Source organism: Pseudomonas sp. Seg1 (genome assembly GCF_018326005.1).
Classification (GTDB): Bacteria; Pseudomonadota; Gammaproteobacteria; order Pseudomonadales; family Pseudomonadaceae; genus Aquipseudomonas.
In genome coordinates this window covers 4,734,199-4,755,754 of the sequence record NZ_AP021903.1, presented here as the reverse complement: position 1 = coordinate 4,755,754, position 21,556 = coordinate 4,734,199, and the positions used below count along the sequence as shown (strand labels likewise).

Genomic DNA, 21,556 nt, shown 5'->3' with positions numbered 1-21,556 from the left:
GATATGGCAGGAGAAAATGCGCCAGGCGTGGAGCCTTTGGCTAAAAGGGACGTGGGAAACGTTGAGTTAACCAAGCCAGAAGATAAGTGCGTCAAAGTCATTGCTATCAGCATGAAGAAAGTCTTTATCTTGTTTGTCGGTGGTGCGGGAGATCAGGAGCGTTACTACGTCAGCGGGCCAAACTGGAACGTGAGTCATGTTCGCACCAAAGTAGAGGCTGATGCTGACGCGTTATGTTATTTGTCGAAATGCGATATGAAAGCATTGGCCTATAATAAGTTCTTGACGGATGAAGATCTGGCAAAAAACGTATTGGTCGAGGTTCCTGATAAAACTACGCCTGTTTATATCATCGGGCATAGTTTGGGCGGTTGGAACGGTGCACACCTCTCCAGTGTTTTGACCGATAAGGGTTACAAAGTCAAAATGCTGATCACCATAGACCCCGTGGGACAGGGAAAAATCGTTTACGGAATTTCAACCATTTACAGGCGAAAACCGGAACCAAAGGCGGAGTTCTGGATAAATATCCGTGCGGCGAAAATCAACAATCGAGACATATCTGATACTGTCGCGGACTTTGGTGAGCAATGGGAGATAACTTCAGGTCCCAATGTCAGTGGTCGTGTTGATGTCAACCACGCCGATGCGGATATCATGTTCGATCAAAAACTGGATGGAGGAAAGTCCGCTCGTCAACTATTGGCAGAATCGATACTCGGCTATCTCAGGGAAAAATAAACTGTGAACAGATTTTTTTTAGCGCTTGCCTTGTTACTGTGTTGCTCATGTTCCTCGAATCATGGCAGGCCAATTGCTGCGCTTGATTATAAGAGTGTTTCAATTTCCCCAAGCAGAAGTTCTTTTTTCATAAGCTTCTCAAGTAATACGGATCTATTGGGATTGTTTAAGTCTAAAATTGGCGAGGGACTGGTTTGTACCTTGGGCGATGATCTGGATTTTTCCATTGGGCATTATCAGAAGCTCTACGGTAACGGTATCGTTGAGACGAGTGAAAACGCTTCGAAAGGAAAGTATATCGCTCGGGTTATTTTTCGAGAGACCGGAGAAGTGCAGGGTAAGGAGCGTATTCTTGATGGTGATGCTCTGCACAGAGCTTTAATGGCGAACGATTTTGTTGTGTGTACCTTCAGAGTGCATACAACGAAATATAAAACCTACTTTTCGGAGTTTATGCGTATCCCTTCCAAAGACTTTCTAGAAGAACTCGTTCGATCAGAGTGACTAAGCTGACTTATTTGCTCTCTGGATAAAGAAGTCGAATTTGAGTGTATCGCGATCGGACTGTGTATTTAGCGAGTGATCTTGAAGAGTCATTTCAGCAGTTTGAACCGTGTGCGTGATTCAGGATGAACACAGCGAATGAAGCGAAATATCTACAAGGTTTTATTGGTTGCGGGTTTTTTATTGTGTACATCATGCCTGCACCTCAATGTCCCCCCGCCAGGCTTGAGTTTGTCTCGATCAATCACGAGAGATACTCCTCCTATGCCCTGCGTTTCACCTCAGACCGAAACCTGATTGATTTGTATGAGGATCATGGTCGACGAGGTCAGATCGGCACCTGGATTAAATGCTCGTTGAATGGTGATCCGGACTTTTCCGTCGAACATGAAATCGTTTTGGAAGCGTCGGGAATCGTCAGTGGCATGCGCCTGATCGAGGGCGATCGTCGGTATGAGATGTTCGCCAATATCAGCGTCGAGAATCACGCCATCAATGACGGCCGCAACTACATCAGACCGGTCGAGTTGGTGCAGATCCTCAAGCCGCAGGAATACATTCCGTGCAAGGTAGCTATCACAGCATTTCCGTTCGTGGCGTATTACTCGAAAGTCATGTACATGCCTACGTCGCGGTTCATTGCTGCAATAGAAAATCCCCGTGTGGCACCACCGCGTATTTCCCTCAAACAGTCTGACCGACCGAGGTCATTGCTGCCGCTTGCATCCGTGTGCATCGTGCGCTGGCGTTATGAACTGGCGCTGGGATATGACCAGATTGATCGCCTCGGGCTCTGTAGCGATGTGCCCTACGCCGGCATGCTCGCCTCGTTCGCACCGAGCAAGACGAAGTTGCGGATTGTTTCAGGTTCAGAGGAAACCCCGGCACCCTTTGCGGCATACACCATCATCCGCGGTGACGGACGTCTGGAGCCTGGAATAACTGACGAGAAAGGCCGTACGCATGAGGTTGGATCCATTGAGAACGAAACGTTGAGGGTCATCATCAACAAGAATCTCGACGTTGTTGAGCGATGGACTCCCTGGACCGATTCAGTCCCATAATATGGGATGCAAAATTACATATTGAGATTTTACGTTTAGGAGGTCTATAGTCCGTCGCACTCACTGCCAAAAACAAAACAGGTGAAGCGATGCTGGCGCAATTGATCGCGCTCGATTGGGGGACGACCTCATTACGTGCTTACAAACTCGCGGCGGACGGCTTGGTGCTGGAACAGCGCGCGCTGTCCTGCGGGATCATGCAACTGCCCAAGACCCCGCGAGTCATCAACGGTCGCGAATGCACCGACGGTTTTGAACTGGCCTTTGATGAGGTGTGTGGCGACTGGCTCGATGCGCAGCCGGATCTGCCGGTGATCGCTTGCGGCATGGTCGGCAGCGCGCAGGGCTGGCGTGAAGCGGTCTACTGCGAGACGCCGGCAAACGTCGCCAATCTCGGAAACTCCCTACAAACCGTGGTCAGTCTGCGCGGCACCCGCGTGCACATCGTGCCGGGTGTGATTCAGCGTTCGCGTTTGCCCAATGTGATGCGCGGTGAAGAAACCCAGGTCCTCGGTGTCCTGCAAAATTTGCCGGTCGCGGCGGGCAGCGACTTGTTGATCGGCCTGCCGGGAAGCCATTCGAAATGGGTGGAAGTGGTCGATGGCCGCATCACGCATTTCGACACCTTCATGACCGGCGAAGTGTTCGCCGTGCTCAGCGAACACAGCATTCTCGGCCGTACCCAACAGCAAGGCGCGACGTTCGATGGTCAGGCGTTTGACCGGGGCGTGCAGGTTGCGCTGTCGGCGGACGGTGAACTCGGCGTGCTCTCGAATTTATTCAGTGCGCGAACGCTGGGCCTGACCGGTGAACTCAGCCCGACGGCGCAAGCGGATTACCTGTCCGGCCTCATGATTGGTCATGAACTGGCGGCACTCGCCACGGTTCAGCGGCATCGACGCAACAGCGTGCATCTTCCTTCGATCATCCTCATCGGTAACGCGCAACTCTGCGCGCGCTATAGCCGAGCCCTTGATGCTTGCGGTTTCGCCAAGGTGACGCTGGCCGAGCAGGCCACCGAGCGTGGACTGTGGCAACTGGCGCTGGCCGCCGGACTGATCGATTCCTCATCCCGTTAACCCTGACTGGAGGTCTGACATGCTCAAGCAAGCACTGGCACAAAACGGTCTGATCGCGATCTTGCGTGGCCTGCACCCGCAGGAAGCCGCCGCTGTCGGAGAAGTCCTTTACGCAGCCGGATTTCGCGTCATTGAAGTACCGCTCAATTCCCCTTCGCCGTACGAAAGTATCCGCATCCTGCGCAAGACCTTGCCCGCCGATTGCCTGATCGGTGCCGGCACGGTGTTGACTGCGCAACAGGTCGAGCAAGTGAAAGAGGCCGGTGGCCAGGTGATCGTCATGCCGCACAGCGATGCCAAGGTCTTGCGCGCGGCGAAAGCGGCGGGCCTGTACCTGTCGCCGGGTGTTGCCACGCCGACGGAGGCGTTCGCGGCGCTGGAGGAGGGCGCGGACATTCTCAAGTTGTTCCCGGCCGAGCAGATGGGCCCGGCGGTCGTCAAAGCCTGGCTCGCGGTGTTGCCGTCCGGAACGGTGCTGGCGCCGGTCGGCGGGATCACACCGGACAACATGCAGGCGTTTATCGACGCCGGGGTGAAAGGCTTCGGACTGGGTTCCGGGCTGTTCAAACCGGGCATGACGCCGGAGCAGGTTGCGGTCAATGCCAAGGCGTACGTGGCCGCGTGGAAGGCTCTTCGCTAAGACTTTTTGGCGCTGCGTGCGCTGCATCCAAATAAGAGAGACAAGCAGATGAAAATCACCAAACTCACCACCTTCATTGTCCCGCCGCGCTGGTGCTTCCTCAAGGTCGAAACCGACGAGGGCGTCACCGGTTGGGGCGAGCCTGTGGTTGAAGGTCGCGCGCACACCGTTGCTGCTGCCGTTGAGGAATTGTCCGACTACCTGATCGGCAAAGACCCACGCAACATCGAGGACATCTGGACGGTGTTGTATCGCGGCGGTTTCTACCGTGGCGGCGCCATCCACATGAGCGCGCTGGCCGGTATCGACCAGGCGCTGTGGGACATCAAGGGCAAGGCCCTCGGTGTCTCGGTCAGTGATCTGCTCGGTGGTCAGGTGCGCGACAAGATCCGCGTGTATTCGTGGATCGGTGGTGACCGCCCGGCCGACACCGCACGTGCGGCGAAAGAGGCGGTGAGCCGTGGTTTCACTGCGGTGAAAATGAACGGCACTGAAGAGCTGCAGTTCCTCGATACCTTCGAAAAAGTCGACCTCGCCTTGGCCAACGTTGCCGCCGTGCGCGACGCAGTGGGACCGAACGTCGGCATCGGTGTTGATTTCCATGGTCGAGTGCACAAGCCGATGGCCAAAGTGCTGATGAAGGAACTCGACCCGTACAAACTGATGTTCATCGAAGAGCCTGTGCTCAGCGAAAACTACGAAGCGCTGAAAGAGCTGGCACCGTTGACCAGTACACCGATTGCACTCGGCGAGCGGCTGTTCTCGCGTTGGGACTTTAAACGCGTGTTGAGCGAAGGCTACGTTGACATCATCCAGCCGGACGCCTCCCACGCGGGCGGCATTACCGAAACCCGCAAGATCGCCAACATGGCCGAAGCCTACGACGTGGCGCTGGCGTTGCATTGCCCGCTGGGGCCGATTGCGCTGGCGGCGTGTTTGCAGCTGGACGCAGCTTGTTACAACGCGTTTATCCAGGAGCAAAGCCTGGGCATCCATTACAACGAGAGCAACGACTTGCTCGACTACGTGAAGGATCCGCGCGTGTTCGATTACGACAAAGGCTTCGTGAAGATCCCGAACGGCCCGGGCTTGGGCATCGAGATCAACGAGGAATACGTGATCGAGCGCGCGGCGGTCGGCCACCGCTGGCGTAACCCGATCTGGCGCCATGCCGATGGCAGCTTTGCCGAGTGGTGAGTCTGCCCTGATACACCGAAAGTCTTTGTGGGAGCTGGCTTGCCAGCGATGACGGCGGCACATCCAGCATTGATGTGACAGTTACATCGCCATCGCTGGCAAGCCAGCTCCCACAGTTTGATCTCCATGGATGGGTGATTTGCGTCATGACCTCAAATAAACATAAGAAGAGGCATCTCTCATGCAACCGCAAACCCTCACCGGGCAGGCGTCTTTAGTCACGCCCAGCCGCAAGCGGTTTTTCATCATGGTGTTGCTGTTTATCACCGTGGTCATCAACTACCTCGACCGCAGCAACCTGTCGATTGCCGCGCCGGCCCTGACCAGTGAGCTGGGTATCGATCCGATCCATGTCGGCCTGATCTTTTCCGCGTTCGGCTGGACTTACGCGGCCATGCAGATCCCCGGCGGCTGGCTGGTCGACCGGGTGCCGCCGCGCATTCTTTACAGTGTCGCGTTGTTGCTGTGGTCGCTGGCCACCGTGATGCTCGGTTTTGCTGCCAGTTTCATCGCGCTGTTTGTGCTGCGCATGGCGGTCGGGGCGCTGGAAGCACCGGCGTATCCGATCAACAGCCGCGTGGTGACGACGTGGTTTCCTGAGCGTGAACGCGCCACGGCGATTGGTTTTTACACGTCGGGGCAATTTGTCGGTCTGGCGTTTCTCACCCCGGTGCTGGCTTGGCTGCAACATGAATTTGGCTGGCACATGGTGTTCGTCGCGACCGGTGCAGTGGGCATCATCTGGGCGGTGATCTGGTACGCGGTGTATCGCGAGCCGCGGGATTTCAAGGGCGCCAACGATGCAGAAATCGATCTGATCCGCGAGGGAGGCGGCCTGGTGGATATCCAGGCTGAGACCGCCAAGGTCAAAGCCAAATTCAGCTGGACCGACCTCGGCATCGTCCTCACTAAACGCAAGTTGTGGGGCATCTATCTCGGCCAGTTCTGCCTCAACTCGACGCTGTGGTTTTTTCTGACGTGGTTCCCGACCTACCTGGTGAAATATCGCGGCATGGACTTCATTAAGTCTGGCCTGTTGGCGTCGCTGCCATTTCTTGCCGCGTTTATCGGCGTGTTGTGTTCGGGGTTCTTTTCCGACTTTTTGATCCGTCGTGGTTATACCGTCGGTTTCGCACGCAAGTTGCCGATCATTGGCGGGCTGCTGATTTCCACTTCGATCATTGGCGCCAACTTCGTTGAGTCAACGCCGCTGGTGATTGCGTTTCTGGCCCTGGCGTTTTTCGGCAACGGTCTGGCGTCGATCACCTGGTCGCTGGTTTCGACCCTCGCGCCGGCGCGTCTGCTCGGCTTGACCGGTGGGGTGTTTAACTTCATCGGCAACCTGTCGGCGATTGCCACGCCGATCGTGATCGGTTTCCTCGCCAGTGGTGATTCCTTTGCCCCGGCGATCACCTACATCGCGGTTCTCGCACTGATTGGCGCTTTGTCCTACGTGCTGCTGGTGGGCAAGGTCGAGCGTATCGAGTTGTAGTGGTCAGCATCGGGCGACCATAATGCCGCCCGTTCCCTCGCTCAACGGTAAAGGCTGGATATGCAGGAAGACGCCCCGGAAAAAACCAAGGACGCCGCGCCCACCGGCACCCAGACGCTATTGCGCGGCTTGGGTGTGGTGCAGGCCGTGGCGAGTGGCGCCCGTGATCTCAAAGAAATTGCCCGACTGATCGGTACCACGCGCAGCACCACCCATCGTCTGGCCAGTTGCCTGGTCGACGAGCGCTACCTGCGCGTGGTGCCGCAAGTCGGTTATCTGCTCGGGCCGAAGCTGATCGAGCTGGGTTTCCAGGCGCGCGAAGAGTTGCCGCTGGTGAGTCTGGCCGGGCCGTATCTGGACGAGTTGTCGGCGTTGACCGGCGACACGGTGCACTTGGGCATTCGTGAAGGCGACGAAGTGCTGTATCTGCTGAAGAATCCGGGGCGCAACGGCCCGGAAATGCGTTCGCGGGTCGGCCATCGCATGCCGCTGGCACGGACCGGTATCGGTAAGGCGTTGATGCTCGATGACTCGCCGAAAGATTGGCAGCGTCTGTACGACATCAGCCTGCCGGCGGGTGGGAAAAGTCAGTTCTGGCCGCAGCATCCCCAGCAGTCGTGGGAACAGCTTGAGCAGCGCATGATCGAGTACGTCGCGGGTGGCTACGCGTTCGATCTGGAGGACAACGAACCGTCGATCCGCTGCGTGGCGGCGCCGATTCGGGATGCGAGCAAGGGCATCGTGGCGGCGATCAGTATCGCCAGCACCGTGCCGTACATGCCGCTGGAAAAAATGGCCGAGCTGATCCCCCTGATCAAAGGGGTCACAGCCCGGCTTTCGGCGGAACTCGGTCTGAAGATTTAAACCTTGAGCGTCGCCATGTCGATCACGAAACGGTACTTCACGTCACCGGCGATCATTCGGGCGTAAGCCTCGTTGATCTGGCGGATGTCGAGCATTTCGATGTCGCAGGTGATGTTGTGTTCAGCGCAGAAATCCAGCACTTCCTGGGTTTCTGCGATGCCGCCGATCAAGGAACCTGCCAGCACTCGGCGGCTCATCACCAGTTTGCCAGCGTGTACCGGCGGATCAACCGGCTCGATCAGGCCGACCAGAATGTGCACGCCGTCAAAACGCAGGGTGTCGAGGTACGGGTTGAGATCGTGCTGTACCGGGATGGTATCGAGCAGGAAGTCAAAGTAACCGGCAGCGGCTTTCATTTGCTCGGCATCGGTGGAGACGATTACGTGATCGGCACCCTGACGGCGACCTTCTTCAGCCTTGCTCGCTGAACGGGTGAACAGCGTGACTTCGGCGCCCATGGCCTTGGCGAACTTGATGCCCATGTGGCCGAGGCCGCCCATGCCGAGAATCCCGACCTTGTCGCCGGCCTTGACGCCGTAGTGCTTGAGCGGCGAGTAGGTAGTGATGCCGGCGCAGAGAATCGGTGCGGCGCTGGCCAAAGCCAGTTTTTCCGGAATGCGCACGACGAAGTGCTCGCTGACCACGATGCTGTCGGAGTAGCCGCCCATGGTGTTGCTGCCATCGACCCGATCCGGGGTGGCGTAAGTCATGGTCGGACCTTCGAGGCAGTATTGCTCAAGGTTCGATTGGCAGGCTTCGCAGGTGCGGCAGGAGTCGACCATGCAGCCAACGCCGACCAGATCGCCTACCTTGTGTTGTGTGACATTCGCACCGATCGCGGTGACTTTTCCGACGATCTCATGGCCTGGCATCAACGGGTAAACGGCGATGCCCCATTCGTTGCGCGCCTGGTGGATGTCGGAGTGGCAGACGCCGCAGTAGAGGATTTCGATGGCGACGTCGTCAGCCCGTGGGCTGCGGCGTTCGAACTTCATCGGGGCGAGGGGCGTGGTGGCCGATTGGGCGGCATAGCCGATGGCGGTGTACATGTGGAACCTCGCAAAAGCAGTGACAAGTGAGGCGGCGCATTCTGGGCGCCGACTGACGGTCCGGCCATGACGATTCCTCCGGGTCTCATGCCTAATCCTCCGGCATGCGGGTTTGCTCGGTCGCATTGGCAAAAGGATCTGCGATGATGCTTTCATCCCTTTTTCCGTGATTTTTGTGAAGAACATGTCGATGCAATTGACCCGTCACCTTGATGCCAATGCCACGCTGGTTTCGCTGATCGAACCGCTGGCGCTGCGCGATGGTTACAGCCAGACCGGGTTGCCGGGAGTGCAGGTGCTGCGTGCCAGTTGCGACGTTGCCCGTGGCCCGCACATTTACGAGCCGAGCCTGATGATCATCGCCCAGGGCAGCAAACTGGCGTTTCTCGGGCCTCGAACGATGGAGTACGGTGCCGGGCATTATCTGATTCAGGCGCTGCCGGTGCCGTTCGAGTGCGAAACTTTTGCCTTGCCGGATGCGCCATTACTCGGCGTCTCTATGGCGATTGATCGCGTCTTGCTGGGCGAACTGGTGCTGGCGATGGGGCTGGCGCCGGGGCGACACATCCCGGCGCAAACGCCGGAGTCGATGACTTCGGTGGTGCTCGACGATGACATGCGCGGCTGTGTCGAGCGCTTGCTGAGTTGTCTGCACGATCCGCTGGAATGCCAGATTCTTGGGCCGGCGCGAGTGCGTGAGTTGCTGTTTACGGCATTGCGTGGGCCGCAGGCCGATGTGTTGCGTGCGCTGGTCGAGCAGCAGGGGCAGTTTGCGCGGGTCGCAGCGTCGATCAGTCATCTGCATGCGCATTACACCGAGCCGTTGAATGTCGAGACCCTGGCCGGTTGCGCGAACATGAGTATTTCGACGTTTCATGAGCATTTCAAACGCAGCACGTTGTTGTCGCCGGTGCAGTATCTGAAGCGTTTGCGGTTGTTGAAAGCGCAGACGTTGTTGGTAGCTGAAGGGCTCGGTGTGGCGCAGGTGGCGCACCGTGTGGGGTATCAGAGTACGTCGCAGTTCAGTCGCGAGTACAAGCGCTATTTCGAGCGCAGTCCGGGTGATGAGCGCGCTGCTTGAGGATTTACACAGTCCGTGTGGGAGCTGGCTTGCCAGCGATGAGGTCGGCACATTCAACATAGATGTCGCTTGATCCACCGCCATCGCTGGCAAGCCAGCTCCCACAGGTGTTGATGTGATGCACTGAACCGCAGGCAACAAAAAGGCCCCCATTTCGGGAGCCTTGATGTTCAGCGCTTCGACTTACATGTTTGGATAAGTCGGGCCGCCGGCGCCTTCCGGCGTGACCCAGGTGATGTTCTGCGAAGGGTCCTTGATGTCACAGGTCTTGCAGTGCACGCAGTTCTGGGCGTTGATCTGGAAGCGTTTCTCGCCATCTTCCTTGGTGATCACTTCGTAGACGCCGGCCGGGCAGTAGCGCTGCGCCGGTTCGTCGTACAGCGGCAGGTTCTTGCTGATCGGGATGCTCGGATCGGTCAGCTTCAGGTGGCACGGCTGTTCTTCTTCGTGGTTGGTACCGGAGATGAACACCGAGCTGAGTTTGTCGAAGCTGAGTTTGCCGTCGGGTTTCGGGTAGTCGATCTTTTTGCAGTCGGCTGCCAGCTTCAGGCAAGCGTAGTCCGGCTTGGTGTCGTGAAGGGTGAACGGCAGTTTGCCGCCGAAGATGTTCTGGTCCAGCCAGTTGAAACCACCGCCGACGATGGCGCCGAACTTGTGGATCGCCGGGCCGAAGTTGCGGCTGGCGAACAGTTCGTCGTAGAGCCAGCTCTTCTTGAACGCGTCGACGTAAGTGGTCAGCTCTTCGGTGCCATCCTTCTCGGCGAACAGCGCGTCGGCCACAGATTCTGCGGCGAGCATGCCCGACTTCATTGCGGTGTGGCTGCCTTTGATCTTGGCGAAGTTCAGAGTGCCCAGGTCGCAACCGATCAGCGCACCGCCCTTGAAGACCATTTTCGGCAGCGAGTTCAGGCCACCTTTGCAGATCGCGCGGGCGCCGTAGCTGACGCGCTTGCCGCCCTCCAGGTACTGAGCCAGCACCGGGTGATGCTTGAGGCGCTGGAATTCGTCGAATGGCGACAGGTAGGTGTTGCTGTAGGACAGGTCAACGATCAGACCGACCACCACCTGATTGTTTTCCAGGTGATAGAGGAACGAGCCGCCGGTGTTTTCAGTGCCCATGATGTCCAGCGGCCAGCCGGCGGTGTGTACTACCAGACCTGGCTGATGTTTGGCCGGGTCGATTTCCCAGATTTCTTTCAGGCCGATGCCGTAGTGCTGAGCGTCGGCATCGCTGTCGAGGTTGAAGCGCTTGATCAGTTGTTTGCCGATGTGGCCACGGCAGCCTTCGGCGAACAGCGTGTATTTGCCACGCAGTTCCATGCCCGGGGTGTACAGGCCTTCTTTCGGATTACCTTCACGGTCGACGCCCAGATCACCGGTGATGATCCCGCGCACGATGCCGCTTTCGTCGATCAATGCTTCCTGAGCGGCGAAGCCCGGGTAGATTTCCACGCCGAGGTTCTCGGCCTGCTGGGCCAGCCAGCGGCACAGGTTGCCGAGGGAGATAATGTAGTTGCCTTCGTTGTGCATGGTCTTGGGCACAAAGAAGTCAGGAATCTTTTGCGCACTGTCGGCGTTTTTCAGCACGAAAATGTCGTCGCGGGTGACCGGGGTGTTCAGCGGGGCGCCGAGTTCTTTCCAGTCCGGGAACAACTCGTTCAGGGCACGAGGTTCGAATACAGCACCGGACAGGATGTGTGCGCCGACTTCGGAGCCTTTTTCGACCACGCAGACGCTGATTTCCTTACCGGCTTCGGCGGCCTTCTGCTTCAGACGGCAGGCGGCGGACAGGCCAGCGGGGCCGGCACCGACGATGACCACGTCGAATTCCATGTATTCGCGTTCCACAGGCTATCTCCTACTCAAGGCTCAACAGTTTTTTTTCTAATTTGGAGGTTTGATGTCGCATCCGTTATGCCTTTACGTTAACGTCAAGGGGGATAAAGGAGAAGCCACCTTTCTCTCTAGGGGGCGCATTATATCTACACCACTCCGAGCGTCCAATACAAACGTTTGTTTGAATTGGCTCCAGCCCAGAGAAATCAAAGAAGCGCGGCTTATGAACGACCATTTTGCCGTATTGACCGGAATAGGCGTTCCGGTCAAGATACGGGCGGTTTTGCGCTCGTCGTAGGCAGACTGGCGGTTTCAAGAGCACCTCTAAAGACAGGGCACAGGCAGTAGAAGGTGATGCGCAGCGCAGGTCCGGCGCGCAGTTTACACAGCGTGAAGATCCATGACTTGTCAGTCACCACTGACGAACGGTCACAGCTCCTCTCACCGTGAATCACCCCGCACCCATGTCGGCGTTTTTAGAGGTGCCCTTTTAGCCTGATGAGCATCAACCGCCAGGTTCGCCTAGGCGACTTTCTTTTCACCGGAGAGTAACGAGGAATCCATGAAGGTTCTTGTAGCTGTCAAACGCGTTGTGGATTACAACGTCAAGGTTCGCGTCAAGGCGGACAATTCCGGCGTCGATCTCGCCAACGTCAAGATGTCGATGAACCCGTTCTGCGAAATCGCAGTGGAAGAAGCCGTACGCCTGAAAGAGAAAGGTGTTGCGACTGAAATCGTCGTCGTCTCCATCGGCCCGACCACCGCTCAGGAGCAGCTGCGTACCGCACTGGCTCTGGGTGCCGACCGTGCCATCCTCGTCGAATCCGCTGAAGATCTGACCTCGCTCGCCGTGGCCAAGCTGCTCAAGGCTGTGGTCGACAAGGAACAGCCTCAGCTGGTGATCCTTGGTAAACAGGCCATCGACAGCGACAACAACCAGACCGGCCAGATGCTCGCTGCACTGAGCGGCTACGGTCAGGGCACGTTCGCTTCGAAAGTCGAAGTCTCGGGCGACAGCGTTGCCGTGACCCGCGAAATCGACGGCGGCGCGCAGACTGTTTCGCTGAAACTGCCAGCGATCGTCACCACCGACCTGCGTTTGAACGAGCCGCGCTACGCGTCTCTGCCAAACATCATGAAAGCCAAGAAGAAGCCTCTCGAAGTGCTGACTCCAGACGCTTTGGGCGTTTCCACCGCCTCCACCAACAAGACCCTGAAAGTCGAAGCGCCGGCTGCACGCAGCGCAGGTATCAAGGTCAAGTCGGTGGCTGAACTGGTCGAGAAACTGAAAAACGAAGCGAAGGTAATCTGATCATGACTATCTTGGTAATCGCTGAACACGACAACAAGGTGCTGGCTCCGGCCACACTGAACACCGTGGCTGCTGCTGCCAAAATCGGCGGCGACATTCACGTTCTGGTTGCAGGTCTTGGCGCTGGCGCCGTGGCTGAAGCTGCTGCGAAAATCGCTGGTGTGAGCAAAGTCCTGAACGCTGACAATGCCGCTTACGCGCATCAGTTGCCGGAAAACGTTGCTCCTCTGGTTGCTGAGTTGGGCAAGGGCTACAGCCACATCCTGGCTGCCGCGACCTCTAACGGCAAAAACATCCTGCCGCGCGTTGCCGCTGCGCTGGACGTTGACCAGATCTCCGAGATCATCTCGGTCGAAAGCGCTGACACCTTCAAGCGCCCGATCTACGCCGGTAACGCCATTGCTACCGTGCAATCGACCGCTGCGATCAAAGTGATCACCGTACGTGCCACCGGTTTCGACCCGGTTGCCGCTGAAGGTGGTTCGGCTGCTGTTGAAGTCGTTGGCGCTGCGCACGACGCTGGTATCTCCAGCTTCGTCGGCGAAGAACTGGCCAAGTCCGATCGTCCGGAACTGACCGCTGCCAAGATCGTCGTTTCCGGCGGCCGCGGCATGCAGAACGGCGACAACTTCAAACACCTGTACGCTCTGGCCGACAAGCTGGGCGCTGCCGTGGGTGCTTCGCGCGCCGCGGTCGACGCAGGTTTCGTACCGAACGACATGCAGGTCGGTCAGACCGGCAAGATCGTTGCGCCACAGCTGTACATCGCCGTCGGTATCTCAGGCGCGATCCAGCACCTGGCCGGCATGAAAGACTCCAAAGTGATCGTTGCGATCAACAAGGACGAAGAAGCGCCGATCTTCCAGGTGGCCGATTACGGTCTCGTGGCTGATCTGTTCGAAGCGGTACCTGAGCTGGAGAAGCTGGTCTAATCCAGCGGCTTCACTTATAAAGAGCCCGACCTTTTGGTCGGGCTTTTTTTTGACTCGGATTTGAGCGGGAGCGTTTTGCCATGGATCTGCGCCGCAGGTTGTTATTAGGATTGATCCTCTTGCCGGGGATGGCTGCGGCTGCCGGCAAGTGCGAGCGCCTCGTCGTCACCGGCAGCCCGGACGCGCCGCCGTACCTGTGGCAGGATCCGCAGAACCCCAAACAACTGATCGGTGCGAGCGCCGACCTGTTGCAACAAGTCGCCAAAGACCTCGGCATAAAGGTCGAGTTGCTTTACGCCGGCAAACGCTCGCAAGCCCTCGACGAAGTGCGCAGCGGGCGCATGGACATGCTGGCTGATGCGCCGCTGGCCTTCACCGAGCTGGAAAATCTCGACTACATCCATCCGCCACTGCTGGAAAACGACTATCTGGTGTGGACCCGCAAGGGCTCGACGCTGGCTTACAGTGAAGCCCGCGACCTGCACGGTCATACGGGTGGCTTGTCGGAAAAGTCTCGTATGACCCAGGCATTCGGCACTTTCGCCGAGCAGAATCTGACCCTGACCCGGACAGCAAACCTCACTCAGGCCTTTCAGAAATTGCTGTTGGGTGAAGTGGAATATGTACTCGCTGGCCGCTACTCCGGCATGGCCGCCGCGCAGGCGCTGGGTATGGCCAATGACCTGCTGGCGTTTGAGCAACCCATCGATCGGCCGGGGCTGTTCCTCGCGGTTTCCCATAACTCGGCGTGCAACGATCCGTGGTTGCGCGGACAGTTGGCCAAAAAGATGACAGAATTGCCCGCGTCCGGACTGACGGAAGCCGCGCTGCAACGCAATATCGAGCGCTGGAAGGCGCAGCAGCAAAAGCCGCAACAACCTGTCAGTGCCCCAAAACAGTAGGGATTCTTAGTGAGTATTCGACCTCTTTTCGCGGCTGTGGCCGTTCTGGCCCTGGCCGGTTGCGCGACCGATCCGGCACCCGTTGAACAAATGCGCCTGACCGAACAGACCATTGCCCAGGCCAAGGCCGTAGGCGCCACCGCTGATGACGTGCCGGAAATGAAACTGGCCGAAACCAAATACAACCGCGCCAAAGGCAACATGGCTGACGAGTCCTACCGCAATGCGCGCATGCGCGCGGAACAGGCCGAACTGGATGCGCGTCTGGCCGAAGCCAAAGTGCTGACCCAAAAGAGCGAAGAACAGGTGAATGTGCTCAACACTCGCATCGCCCGTTTGCGCAAGCAGTTGGGAGACGCCCAATGAGCCTCAAGCCCAGAGTTCTCGGTGGTCTGATCCTCGCCGGTTGCGCCAGCCTTTACGGCTGCGCCGGGCAACACAGCGAATCCGCTTTGCAAGAAGCCGGCGCCGATTTCCAGAAGGTCAAGGAAGACTCCAACGTGCTGCGTATTGCGCCGAAAGACGTGATTCGCGCCGGTGAGTCCCTGGCCCGTGCCGATCGCCTGTCCACTTACTGGGGCAGTGGTTCGGACGTGGTGCATTACGCCTACCTGAGCCAGCGCTACAGCGAAATCGCCCGCGAGCATACCAATCAGGTGCTTAACGAGGAGCGCGCTGCCAAGCTCGAACTGGAGCGTCAGCGTATGCAACTGGCCCTGCGTGAATCGAAACTGCTAAGCGTGCAGCAACAGGGCAAATGGCTCGAAGAACAAATCGTCGCGCTGGCCACCACGCAGACCGATCGTGGTCTGGTGATGACCCTCGGTGATGTGTTGTTCGACACGGGTGAGGCGGAGCTGAAAAACTCGGCCAATCGTGTCGTCCTGAAGATCGTGCAGTTCCTGCAGTTGAACCCGAAGCGTGTGGTACGCATCGAGGGCTATACCGACAGCACCGGCGGAAAACAGGAAAACCTCAAACTGTCCCGCGACCGCGCGCAATCGGTGGCCGATGTGCTGATGGATCTGGGCATCGACGACAAACGCATTCAGGTTGAGGGTTACGGCGACGAATACCCGGTGGACGCCAACGCTTCCGAGCGTGGACGCGCACAGAACCGTCGCGTTGAAATTGTTTTCTCCGACGAAAAAGGCCAGCTCGGCGCCGCCCGCTAAGGGTTGCGTCTCTGGAAAGCCCGGGCTGTCATGCAGTACCGGGCTTTTTTACGTCTGTCGAATAGCTCGCAAATCGATACAGTTGTGGCAGACACTGCACTGTATGGTCGACTAGAGTGACAACTGTCCCAGTACACTTCTAAACTGTTCCGGTATTGTTTCACACAAGAATAAAATGCCCGTGAAATCGAGTGCTGCGTCATGACCAATCTCTTGCTTTACCAACGTATTGCTCAGCAACTGGCCGAAGACATTCGCCGTGGTGTCTATCAACCGGGGGAGCGCGTGCCTTCGGTGCGCAAGATGAGTTCGCAGCTCAACGTCAGCCATGCGACGGTGTTGCAGGCATACGCCAACCTCGAGGATCAGGGGCTGATTCGTGCGCGGCCGCAATCAGGTTATTACGTGCACCAGACGCCTGCGCTGACTGCACCGACGCCGGATATCGCCCGGGTCGAGCGCCCGGGCCTGGTTACGCGCAGCAGCATCATTCAACAGGTGCTGGTCGAGTCGCGCCGCGAAGGTGTCTTCCCGTTGGGCGCCGCCGTACCGAGTGTTGATTACTTGCCGGTGCGGGCATTGCATCAGCAATTGGCCAAAGTCACGCGCTTCCACAGTCCGCGTGCGTTCAGCTACATGTTCAGCCCGGGTTTCGAACCGCTGCGTCGACAAGTGGCGATCCGCATGCGCGACGCCGGAGTGGTGGTTGATCCCTCGGAAGTGGTGATCACCCACGGCTGCGTCGATGCCTTGCAGATGTCGTTGCGAGTGCTGACCCGTCCGGGCGATCTGATCGCCGCCGAATCACCGACCTATTACGGTCTGCTGCAACTGGCCGACCTGTTGGGCCTGAAAGTCATCGAAATCCCCAGCGATCCTGCCACCGGTATGAGCCTCGAAGCCCTGCAACTGGCGGCCAATCAATGGTCGATCAAAGCGCTGGTGCTCACCACTCGCCTGAGCAATCCGCTGGGCGGCACCATGCCCGAAGAGCGTCAGAAACAACTGCTGCGCCTAGCCTCGGATTTCGATATCCAGATCGTCGAGGACGACATCTATGGTGAGTTGATGTTCGAACAGGGGCGCACCAAAGCGCTCAAGGCCTACGACCGGCTGGACCGGGTGATCTACTGCTCGAGTTTCTCGAAAACCCTGTCGCCCGGTGTGCGCATCGGCTGGATGATTGCCGGCAAGTATCAGCAGGAAATTCAGCGTTTGCAGACCTTCAGCACGCATTCGGCGTGTAGCGTTACGCAGATGGCGATTGCCGCCTATCTGGAAAACGGTGGTTATGACCGGCATTTACGGTACATCCGCCAGGAATACCGGAAAAACCTCAGTGCCTTCCAGTTGGCGGTGCAGCAGTACTTCCCCGAAGGTACGCAAATGACCCGGCCCACGGGCGGTTTCATCCTTTGGGTGAGTCTGCCGGGGCGAGTCAATACGCAAGAATTGCATGTCCGCGCATTGCAGCAGGGCATCAGCATCGCACCGGGACTGATTTTCAGTAACACCGAGCAATTCAACCACTGTATCCGCCTGAACTGCGGCATTCCGTGGAACCGTGAGGCGGAGCGGGCGTTGATGACGCTGGGCCTGCTGGCGACCCAACTGTGTCAGGAAACGGCCGGCGGATTCTGAACGAGCGGTCGGACATGCTTGTCTTGTAGCGTCCAACAAGCGAGCATATGGCCCTCTGCCGTTAGTGTCGTTGGGTCCATGAAAGCGATTTTTTCTGCCGCTGGGGTTTTGTTCTGTTTGCTGATGATCAGTCATGCGCCTGGTGTAATGGCGGCTGCGACTCAGGAAAAACCGGCAGCGACGACCACAGCAAAAAAATCGGCGGCAGTTGAAAAGGCTGCGCCTGCGAAGAAGTCGCAGCAAAAAGCCGTTAGAAAACGCACCCCGATTGCCTCCAAGTCGAAACCTGCCAGCGAAGTGGTGAAAACCAAATTGCCGCCGGCCAAACTGGACTTGAGCCTGCCCAAGGACATGGTCCAGGAGCTGAAACCGCCTGGTACCGTCGTCCTGCCCAAACGCGAGCCGATCCTACCGCAGTTTTTTGGCGAGAAAAACAGTGGGTTCCAGCTCAACGGCCGTTTGCTCAGCAACGAAATGCAGCTGCAACTGCGCAACGAAGAGCGCCGGGAAGTGGAAGGTGCGGCGTTGGATTTTGAATTCAAGCAGTAAATGCCATGCATCTGTGACCCGCGAACCAGACGCTTTGTCGGAGACTGGTCAGTCACATTCACTTATCCGTAAAAACCCCGGTTCAGGGAATTTTAAACAGCCGTTTTAGCGGTTACTCTGTTCCGCGTGCCTTTTACACATCGCCCGTCGCGAGGAATTGTTCGTCATGAAATGCCGTGAAGGCTGTGGCGCTTGCTGCATTGCCCCTTCCATCAGTTCGCCGATTCCCGGCATGCCTGATGGCAAACCTGCCGGCGAACGTTGCGTGCAACTCTCGGTCGAAAACCTGTGCAGCATTTTCGGCCGCCCGGAGCGCCCGGCAGTCTGTTCCGGCTTCGCTGCTGATGTCGAAGTCTGTGGCAGCAGTTCGGAAGAAGCGATCAGATTGATCGGCTGGTGGGAGCAAATGACGGCGGCGTGATGTGTCAAACGAACGGAACTTCAACAATAAGGAATAAGACTATGGGTTCGCTGCATCGTATCGCTGTGTTGTGTGGTTTGACTGCTGTGCTGGCGACGTCCGTCGCTCAGGCTGAGGACTGGAAGGTCGCCAAGGAGCAGGATGGCATCAAGGTCTCGCTGGCCGAAGTGCCGGGTTCTGATTACAAGTCCTACCAGGGTGTATCCCTGATGAAGACCACCATTGCCAAACTGCGCGCCTTGCAGGAAGACGTCTCCGGCGCCTGCGCCTGGATCTACGAATGCAAGTCGCAGAAGCTGCTCAAGCACGAAGGCGATCAAAGCTGGACCTACACTCAGTTCAACACGCCGTGGCCAGTGACCTCGCGTGATTCGGTGCTGCACATCACCACGGTTGAAGGCGCTGATGGCAGTCTCACTCGTAACCTCGAAGGTCTGCCGAAGTACATTCCGGAAGAGAAAGGTTTTGTCCGTGTCACTCAGGTCAAAGGCTTCTGGAAGTTCGTACCGAAAGGCGATCAGGTCGAAGTGACCTATCAAGTGCACACCGAGCCAGGCGGCAGCGTCCCGGCGATGGTCGCCAACAAGTTTGTGGTTGATGCGCCGTTCAACACACTGAAAGCCCTGAAAGAACGCGCGGAAAAGTAATCGTCGCGCAGACAGCAAAACGCCCCGATCAAGTCGGGGCGTTTTGCTTTGTATCTATATTGTGTTTCCAGATATGCGTTGCACGAAATTTTCACAACCTGTTCAAGACAATTCACCCGCGCTGTTTGCACGCTGTTCCGGTCTGCCGCCGCTTTAAATGAAAGTGTCGGATGGCGGGGCAGTAATCAATGGCAATGGTGCGAGTGATCGTGCAACATTTGCGCACCGCGCACGCCCCGGGGTCTGGAATGACCAACAGAGGGCATGGCGCCGCTGTATTTTTGCAACTTCAACTTCCAATGGGTCCTAAAACGACATGGCAAACCCGGACGCCCTGAATCAGCAGCGATCTTCTGCTCGCCTGCTGCAACCGACCGTCAAATCGCATCTGGCCTACACGCTGCTGTGTGCATTGGTCATGATGGTGATGTTTTCCGTGCTGCGCCTCGCGCTGCTGGTCTACAACCGCGAGATGATCCTCGACACCCCGGCCTCGACCTTCCTCGAAGCTTTCGCCAATGGCCTGCGTTTCGACCTGCGCCTGGTGGTCTACGTCTGCATTCCGCTGGTGCTGGCCCTGTTCAGCGCCCGGGCGATGGCTGCACGTGGTTTCTTCCGTCTGTGGCTGACGATCGCCTCGAGCATTGCCTTGTTCCTCGGCCTGATGGAGATGGACTTCTATCGCGAGTTTCACCAGCGCCTCAACGGCCTGGTGTTCCAGTACGTGAAAGAAGACCCGAAAACCGTGATGAGCATGCTCTGGTACGGTTTTCCGGTGGTTCGCTATCTGCTGGCCTGGGTGATTGGCACCGTTATTCTGACTCTGGCATTCAAAGGTGCCGACCGTGCCACGCGTCCACGCGGGCCGTTCAGCGGTGGCAGCGTTAGCACCCGTCAGGTGGCGCCGTGGTACACACGTCTTGCGGTATTCGTGGTCTGCCTGCTGATCTGCGTGGTCGCGGCCCGTGGCACTCTGCGCCAAGGCCCGCCAATGCGCTGGGGCGACGTCTACACCACCGACTCGAACTTCGCTAACCAGCTCGGCCTCAACGGTACGCTGTCGCTGATCGCCGCCGCCAAGGACCGCATGGGCGAAGATCGCGACAACATCTGGAAAGCCACGCTGCCGCAAGAACAAGCGCAGAAAGTCGTGCGCGACATGCTACTGATGCCGGACGACAAACTGGTCGATGCCGACATCGCCGCCGTGCGCCGCGAGTACACGCCGCCGGCCGACAAGACCCTGCCGATCAAGAACGTTGTGGTGATCCTGATGGAAAGCATGGCCGGTCATTCGGTCGGCGCATTGGGGGCACCGGGCAACATCACGCCGTATCTGGACAAGTTGTCGAAGGAAGGCCTGCTGTTCGACCGCTTCTTCTCCAACGGTACGCACACCCACCAGGGTATGTTCGCGACCATGGCCTGCTTCCCCAACCTGCCAGGTTTCGAATACCTGATGCAGACCCCGGAAGGCAGCCACAAACTGTCCGGTCTGCCGCAGTTGCTCAGTGCCCGTGACTACGACGACGTGTACGTCTACAACGGTGACTTCGCCTGGGACAACCAGTCGGGTTTCTTCAGCAACCAGGGCATGACCAACTTCGTTGGCCGTAACGACTTCGTCAACCCGGTGTTCTCCGACCCGACGTGGGGCGTGTCCGACCAGGACATGTTCGACCGTGGTCTGGTCGAGCTGAAGGCGCGGGAAAACGGCAAGCCTTTCTACGCATTGCTGCAAACCCTGTCCAACCACACGCCATATGCGCTGCCGACGCCATTGCCGGTCGAGCGCGTAACTGATCGCGGTTCGCTCAACGAACACTTGACCGCCATGCGTTACGCCGACTGGGCACTGGGTCAGTTCTTCGAAAAGGCGCGCAAAGAGCCGTACTTCAAGGAAACCCTGTTTGTCATCGTCGGTGACCACGGTTTCGGCAACGAACGCCAGATCACCGAAATGGACCTGGGCCGCTTCAACGTGCCGATGCTGATGATTGCCCCGGGCATTCAGGAGAAGTTCGGTACGCGTGACCACACCGTGGGTACGCAGATCGACATCGTGCCGACCATCATGGGGCGTCTGGGTGGCGAAGTGCGTCATCAGTGCTGGGGCCGTGACCTGCTCAACCTGCCGGCAGGCGATACCGGTTTTGGTGTAATCAAGCCGTCGGGCAGTGAGCAGACCACCGCCATCGTCACCGCTGACCAGATCCTCGTGCTGCCGAAAGACAAGGAAATGGGGCCGAAGATGTGGCAGTACCAGTTGGGTGCCAATCCACACGCCGAGATCGTGCCGAATGCACCGCGCACCGAAGAGTTGAAACTCAAGCTGGAGTCGTTCCTGCAAACGGCGACCAAGAGCCTGATGGACAACACCGCCGGTGTGATTAACGGCAAGCCGGACTGATTGTTCGTTAGCGCAAAATC

General features: G+C 57.9%; 21 protein-coding genes. 19 read left to right on the top strand and 2 right to left on the bottom strand.

Annotated features, from left to right (window positions below; translation table 11 throughout):
• Positions 1-3: 3 nt before the first annotated feature.
• The 8 genes from KI231_RS21290 (at position 4) to KI231_RS21255 (ending at position 7,581) form a co-directional block, all read left to right on the top strand.
• Positions 4-741 carry an alpha/beta hydrolase gene (locus KI231_RS21290; RefSeq protein ID WP_213026259.1) on the top strand — a complete coding sequence of 246 codons (738 nt, stop codon included), beginning with the start codon at positions 4-6 and terminating at the stop codon, positions 739-741.
• Positions 742-942: 201 nt separating this feature from the next.
• On the top strand, positions 943-1,245 hold the full coding sequence (locus tag KI231_RS30085) for a hypothetical protein (RefSeq protein WP_249412067.1): 303 nt from the start codon (positions 943-945) through the stop codon (positions 1,243-1,245).
• 125 nt (positions 1,246-1,370) lie between these two features.
• Positions 1,371-2,309 (top strand): hypothetical protein, encoded by a 939-nt coding sequence (locus tag KI231_RS21280; RefSeq protein ID WP_213026257.1) that lies wholly within the window; start codon positions 1,371-1,373, stop codon positions 2,307-2,309.
• 89 nt (positions 2,310-2,398) lie between these two features.
• A complete protein-coding gene (locus KI231_RS21275; protein WP_213026256.1) occupies positions 2,399-3,388 on the top strand; it encodes a 2-dehydro-3-deoxygalactonokinase in 990 nt (329 codons plus the stop codon).
• A gap of 19 nt (positions 3,389-3,407) precedes the next feature.
• Positions 3,408-4,028, top strand: a complete 621-nt coding sequence (locus KI231_RS21270; protein ID WP_103306678.1) for a 2-dehydro-3-deoxy-6-phosphogalactonate aldolase — start codon at positions 3,408-3,410, stop codon at positions 4,026-4,028.
• 48 nt (positions 4,029-4,076) lie between these two features.
• A complete protein-coding gene (gene dgoD, locus KI231_RS21265; protein ID WP_007908327.1) occupies positions 4,077-5,225 on the top strand; it encodes a galactonate dehydratase in 1,149 nt (382 codons plus the stop codon).
• Positions 5,226-5,406: 181 nt separating this feature from the next.
• On the top strand, positions 5,407-6,717 hold the full coding sequence (locus KI231_RS21260) for an MFS transporter (RefSeq protein WP_103306677.1): 1,311 nt from the start codon (positions 5,407-5,409) through the stop codon (positions 6,715-6,717).
• Between the two features lie 60 nt (positions 6,718-6,777).
• Positions 6,778-7,581, top strand: a complete 804-nt coding sequence (locus KI231_RS21255) for an IclR family transcriptional regulator (protein WP_103306676.1) — start codon at positions 6,778-6,780, stop codon at positions 7,579-7,581.
• On the opposite strand, the gene KI231_RS21250 is transcribed toward KI231_RS21255, so the two are convergent.
• Positions 7,578-8,630 carry an NAD(P)-dependent alcohol dehydrogenase gene (locus tag KI231_RS21250; RefSeq protein WP_103306675.1) on the bottom strand — a complete coding sequence of 351 codons (1,053 nt, stop codon included), beginning with the start codon at positions 8,628-8,630 and terminating at the stop codon, positions 7,578-7,580. The two genes, KI231_RS21255 and KI231_RS21250, sit on opposite strands and share 4 nt — an antisense overlap.
• A gap of 190 nt (positions 8,631-8,820) precedes the next feature.
• On the opposite strand from KI231_RS21250, the gene KI231_RS21245 reads away from it, so the two are divergent.
• Positions 8,821-9,711 (top strand): AraC family transcriptional regulator, encoded by an 891-nt coding sequence (locus tag KI231_RS21245; RefSeq protein WP_213026255.1) that lies wholly within the window; start codon positions 8,821-8,823, stop codon positions 9,709-9,711.
• Positions 9,712-9,894: 183 nt separating this feature from the next.
• Here KI231_RS21245 and KI231_RS21240 read toward each other — a convergent pair whose 3' ends face one another.
• A complete protein-coding gene (locus KI231_RS21240) occupies positions 9,895-11,559 on the bottom strand; it encodes an electron transfer flavoprotein-ubiquinone oxidoreductase (RefSeq protein WP_103306674.1) in 1,665 nt (554 codons plus the stop codon).
• Between the two features lie 550 nt (positions 11,560-12,109).
• Between KI231_RS21240 and KI231_RS21235 the strand changes: the two genes are divergently transcribed.
• The 10 genes from KI231_RS21235 (at position 12,110) to KI231_RS21190 (ending at position 21,536) form a co-directional block, all read left to right on the top strand.
• The gene (locus KI231_RS21235; protein ID WP_007908338.1) at positions 12,110-12,859 is read left to right on the top strand and encodes an electron transfer flavoprotein subunit beta/FixA family protein; all 750 of its coding nucleotides are present in this window, start codon (positions 12,110-12,112) and stop codon (positions 12,857-12,859) included.
• A gap of 2 nt (positions 12,860-12,861) precedes the next feature.
• Entirely contained in the window at positions 12,862-13,791 is a 930-nt protein-coding gene (locus tag KI231_RS21230) for an electron transfer flavoprotein subunit alpha/FixB family protein (protein ID WP_213026254.1), read from the top strand.
• A gap of 80 nt (positions 13,792-13,871) precedes the next feature.
• Entirely contained in the window at positions 13,872-14,693 is an 822-nt protein-coding gene (locus tag KI231_RS21225; RefSeq protein ID WP_213026253.1) for a substrate-binding periplasmic protein, read from the top strand.
• A 9-nt stretch (positions 14,694-14,702) separates the two neighbouring features.
• The gene (locus KI231_RS21220; protein ID WP_103305641.1) at positions 14,703-15,059 is read left to right on the top strand and encodes a DUF4398 domain-containing protein; all 357 of its coding nucleotides are present in this window, start codon (positions 14,703-14,705) and stop codon (positions 15,057-15,059) included.
• The gene (locus tag KI231_RS21215; RefSeq protein ID WP_213026252.1) at positions 15,056-15,868 is read left to right on the top strand and encodes an OmpA family protein; all 813 of its coding nucleotides are present in this window, start codon (positions 15,056-15,058) and stop codon (positions 15,866-15,868) included. Before KI231_RS21220 ends, KI231_RS21215 begins: the two co-directional genes overlap by 4 nt.
• Positions 15,869-16,069: 201 nt before the next feature.
• A complete protein-coding gene (locus tag KI231_RS21210) occupies positions 16,070-17,509 on the top strand; it encodes an aminotransferase-like domain-containing protein (protein WP_103305643.1) in 1,440 nt (479 codons plus the stop codon).
• Positions 17,510-17,587: 78 nt separating this feature from the next.
• Positions 17,588-18,058, top strand: coding sequence for a translation initiation factor 2 (locus KI231_RS21205; protein WP_213026251.1), 471 nt, complete (start codon positions 17,588-17,590; stop codon positions 18,056-18,058).
• Between the two features lie 166 nt (positions 18,059-18,224).
• Positions 18,225-18,479: a YkgJ family cysteine cluster protein gene (locus KI231_RS21200; protein ID WP_007908349.1), complete on the top strand. Its 255-nt coding sequence runs from the start codon at positions 18,225-18,227 to the stop codon at positions 18,477-18,479.
• A 41-nt stretch (positions 18,480-18,520) separates the two neighbouring features.
• Complete coding sequence (locus KI231_RS21195) at positions 18,521-19,126, top strand: START domain-containing protein (protein ID WP_213026250.1); 606 nt, start codon at positions 18,521-18,523, stop codon at positions 19,124-19,126.
• Between the two features lie 316 nt (positions 19,127-19,442).
• Positions 19,443-21,536 (top strand): LTA synthase family protein, encoded by a 2,094-nt coding sequence (locus KI231_RS21190; protein WP_213026249.1) that lies wholly within the window; start codon positions 19,443-19,445, stop codon positions 21,534-21,536.
• The last annotated feature ends 20 nt before the right edge of the window (positions 21,537-21,556 follow it).

Coding starts and splice junctions, on each gene's coding strand:
- KI231_RS21290 (WP_213026259.1), top strand. CDS start 4: ATGGCAGGAGAAAATGCGCCAGGCGTGGAGCCTTTGGCTAAAAGGGAC.
- KI231_RS21280 (WP_213026257.1), top strand. CDS start 1,371: ATGAACACAGCGAATGAAGCGAAATATCTACAAGGTTTTATTGGTTGC.
- KI231_RS21275 (WP_213026256.1), top strand. CDS start 2,399: ATGCTGGCGCAATTGATCGCGCTCGATTGGGGGACGACCTCATTACGT.
- KI231_RS21270 (WP_103306678.1), top strand. CDS start 3,408: ATGCTCAAGCAAGCACTGGCACAAAACGGTCTGATCGCGATCTTGCGT.
- dgoD (WP_007908327.1), top strand. CDS start 4,077: ATGAAAATCACCAAACTCACCACCTTCATTGTCCCGCCGCGCTGGTGC.
- KI231_RS21260 (WP_103306677.1), top strand. CDS start 5,407: ATGCAACCGCAAACCCTCACCGGGCAGGCGTCTTTAGTCACGCCCAGC.
- KI231_RS21255 (WP_103306676.1), top strand. CDS start 6,778: ATGCAGGAAGACGCCCCGGAAAAAACCAAGGACGCCGCGCCCACCGGC.
- KI231_RS21250 (WP_103306675.1), bottom strand. CDS start 8,630: ATGTACACCGCCATCGGCTATGCCGCCCAATCGGCCACCACGCCCCTC.
- KI231_RS21245 (WP_213026255.1), top strand. CDS start 8,821: ATGCAATTGACCCGTCACCTTGATGCCAATGCCACGCTGGTTTCGCTG.
- KI231_RS21235 (WP_007908338.1), top strand. CDS start 12,110: ATGAAGGTTCTTGTAGCTGTCAAACGCGTTGTGGATTACAACGTCAAG.
- KI231_RS21230 (WP_213026254.1), top strand. CDS start 12,862: ATGACTATCTTGGTAATCGCTGAACACGACAACAAGGTGCTGGCTCCG.
- KI231_RS21225 (WP_213026253.1), top strand. CDS start 13,872: ATGGATCTGCGCCGCAGGTTGTTATTAGGATTGATCCTCTTGCCGGGG.
- KI231_RS21215 (WP_213026252.1), top strand. CDS start 15,056: ATGAGCCTCAAGCCCAGAGTTCTCGGTGGTCTGATCCTCGCCGGTTGC.
- KI231_RS21210 (WP_103305643.1), top strand. CDS start 16,070: ATGACCAATCTCTTGCTTTACCAACGTATTGCTCAGCAACTGGCCGAA.
- KI231_RS21205 (WP_213026251.1), top strand. CDS start 17,588: ATGAAAGCGATTTTTTCTGCCGCTGGGGTTTTGTTCTGTTTGCTGATG.
- KI231_RS21200 (WP_007908349.1), top strand. CDS start 18,225: ATGAAATGCCGTGAAGGCTGTGGCGCTTGCTGCATTGCCCCTTCCATC.
- KI231_RS21195 (WP_213026250.1), top strand. CDS start 18,521: ATGGGTTCGCTGCATCGTATCGCTGTGTTGTGTGGTTTGACTGCTGTG.
- KI231_RS21190 (WP_213026249.1), top strand. CDS start 19,443: ATGGCAAACCCGGACGCCCTGAATCAGCAGCGATCTTCTGCTCGCCTG.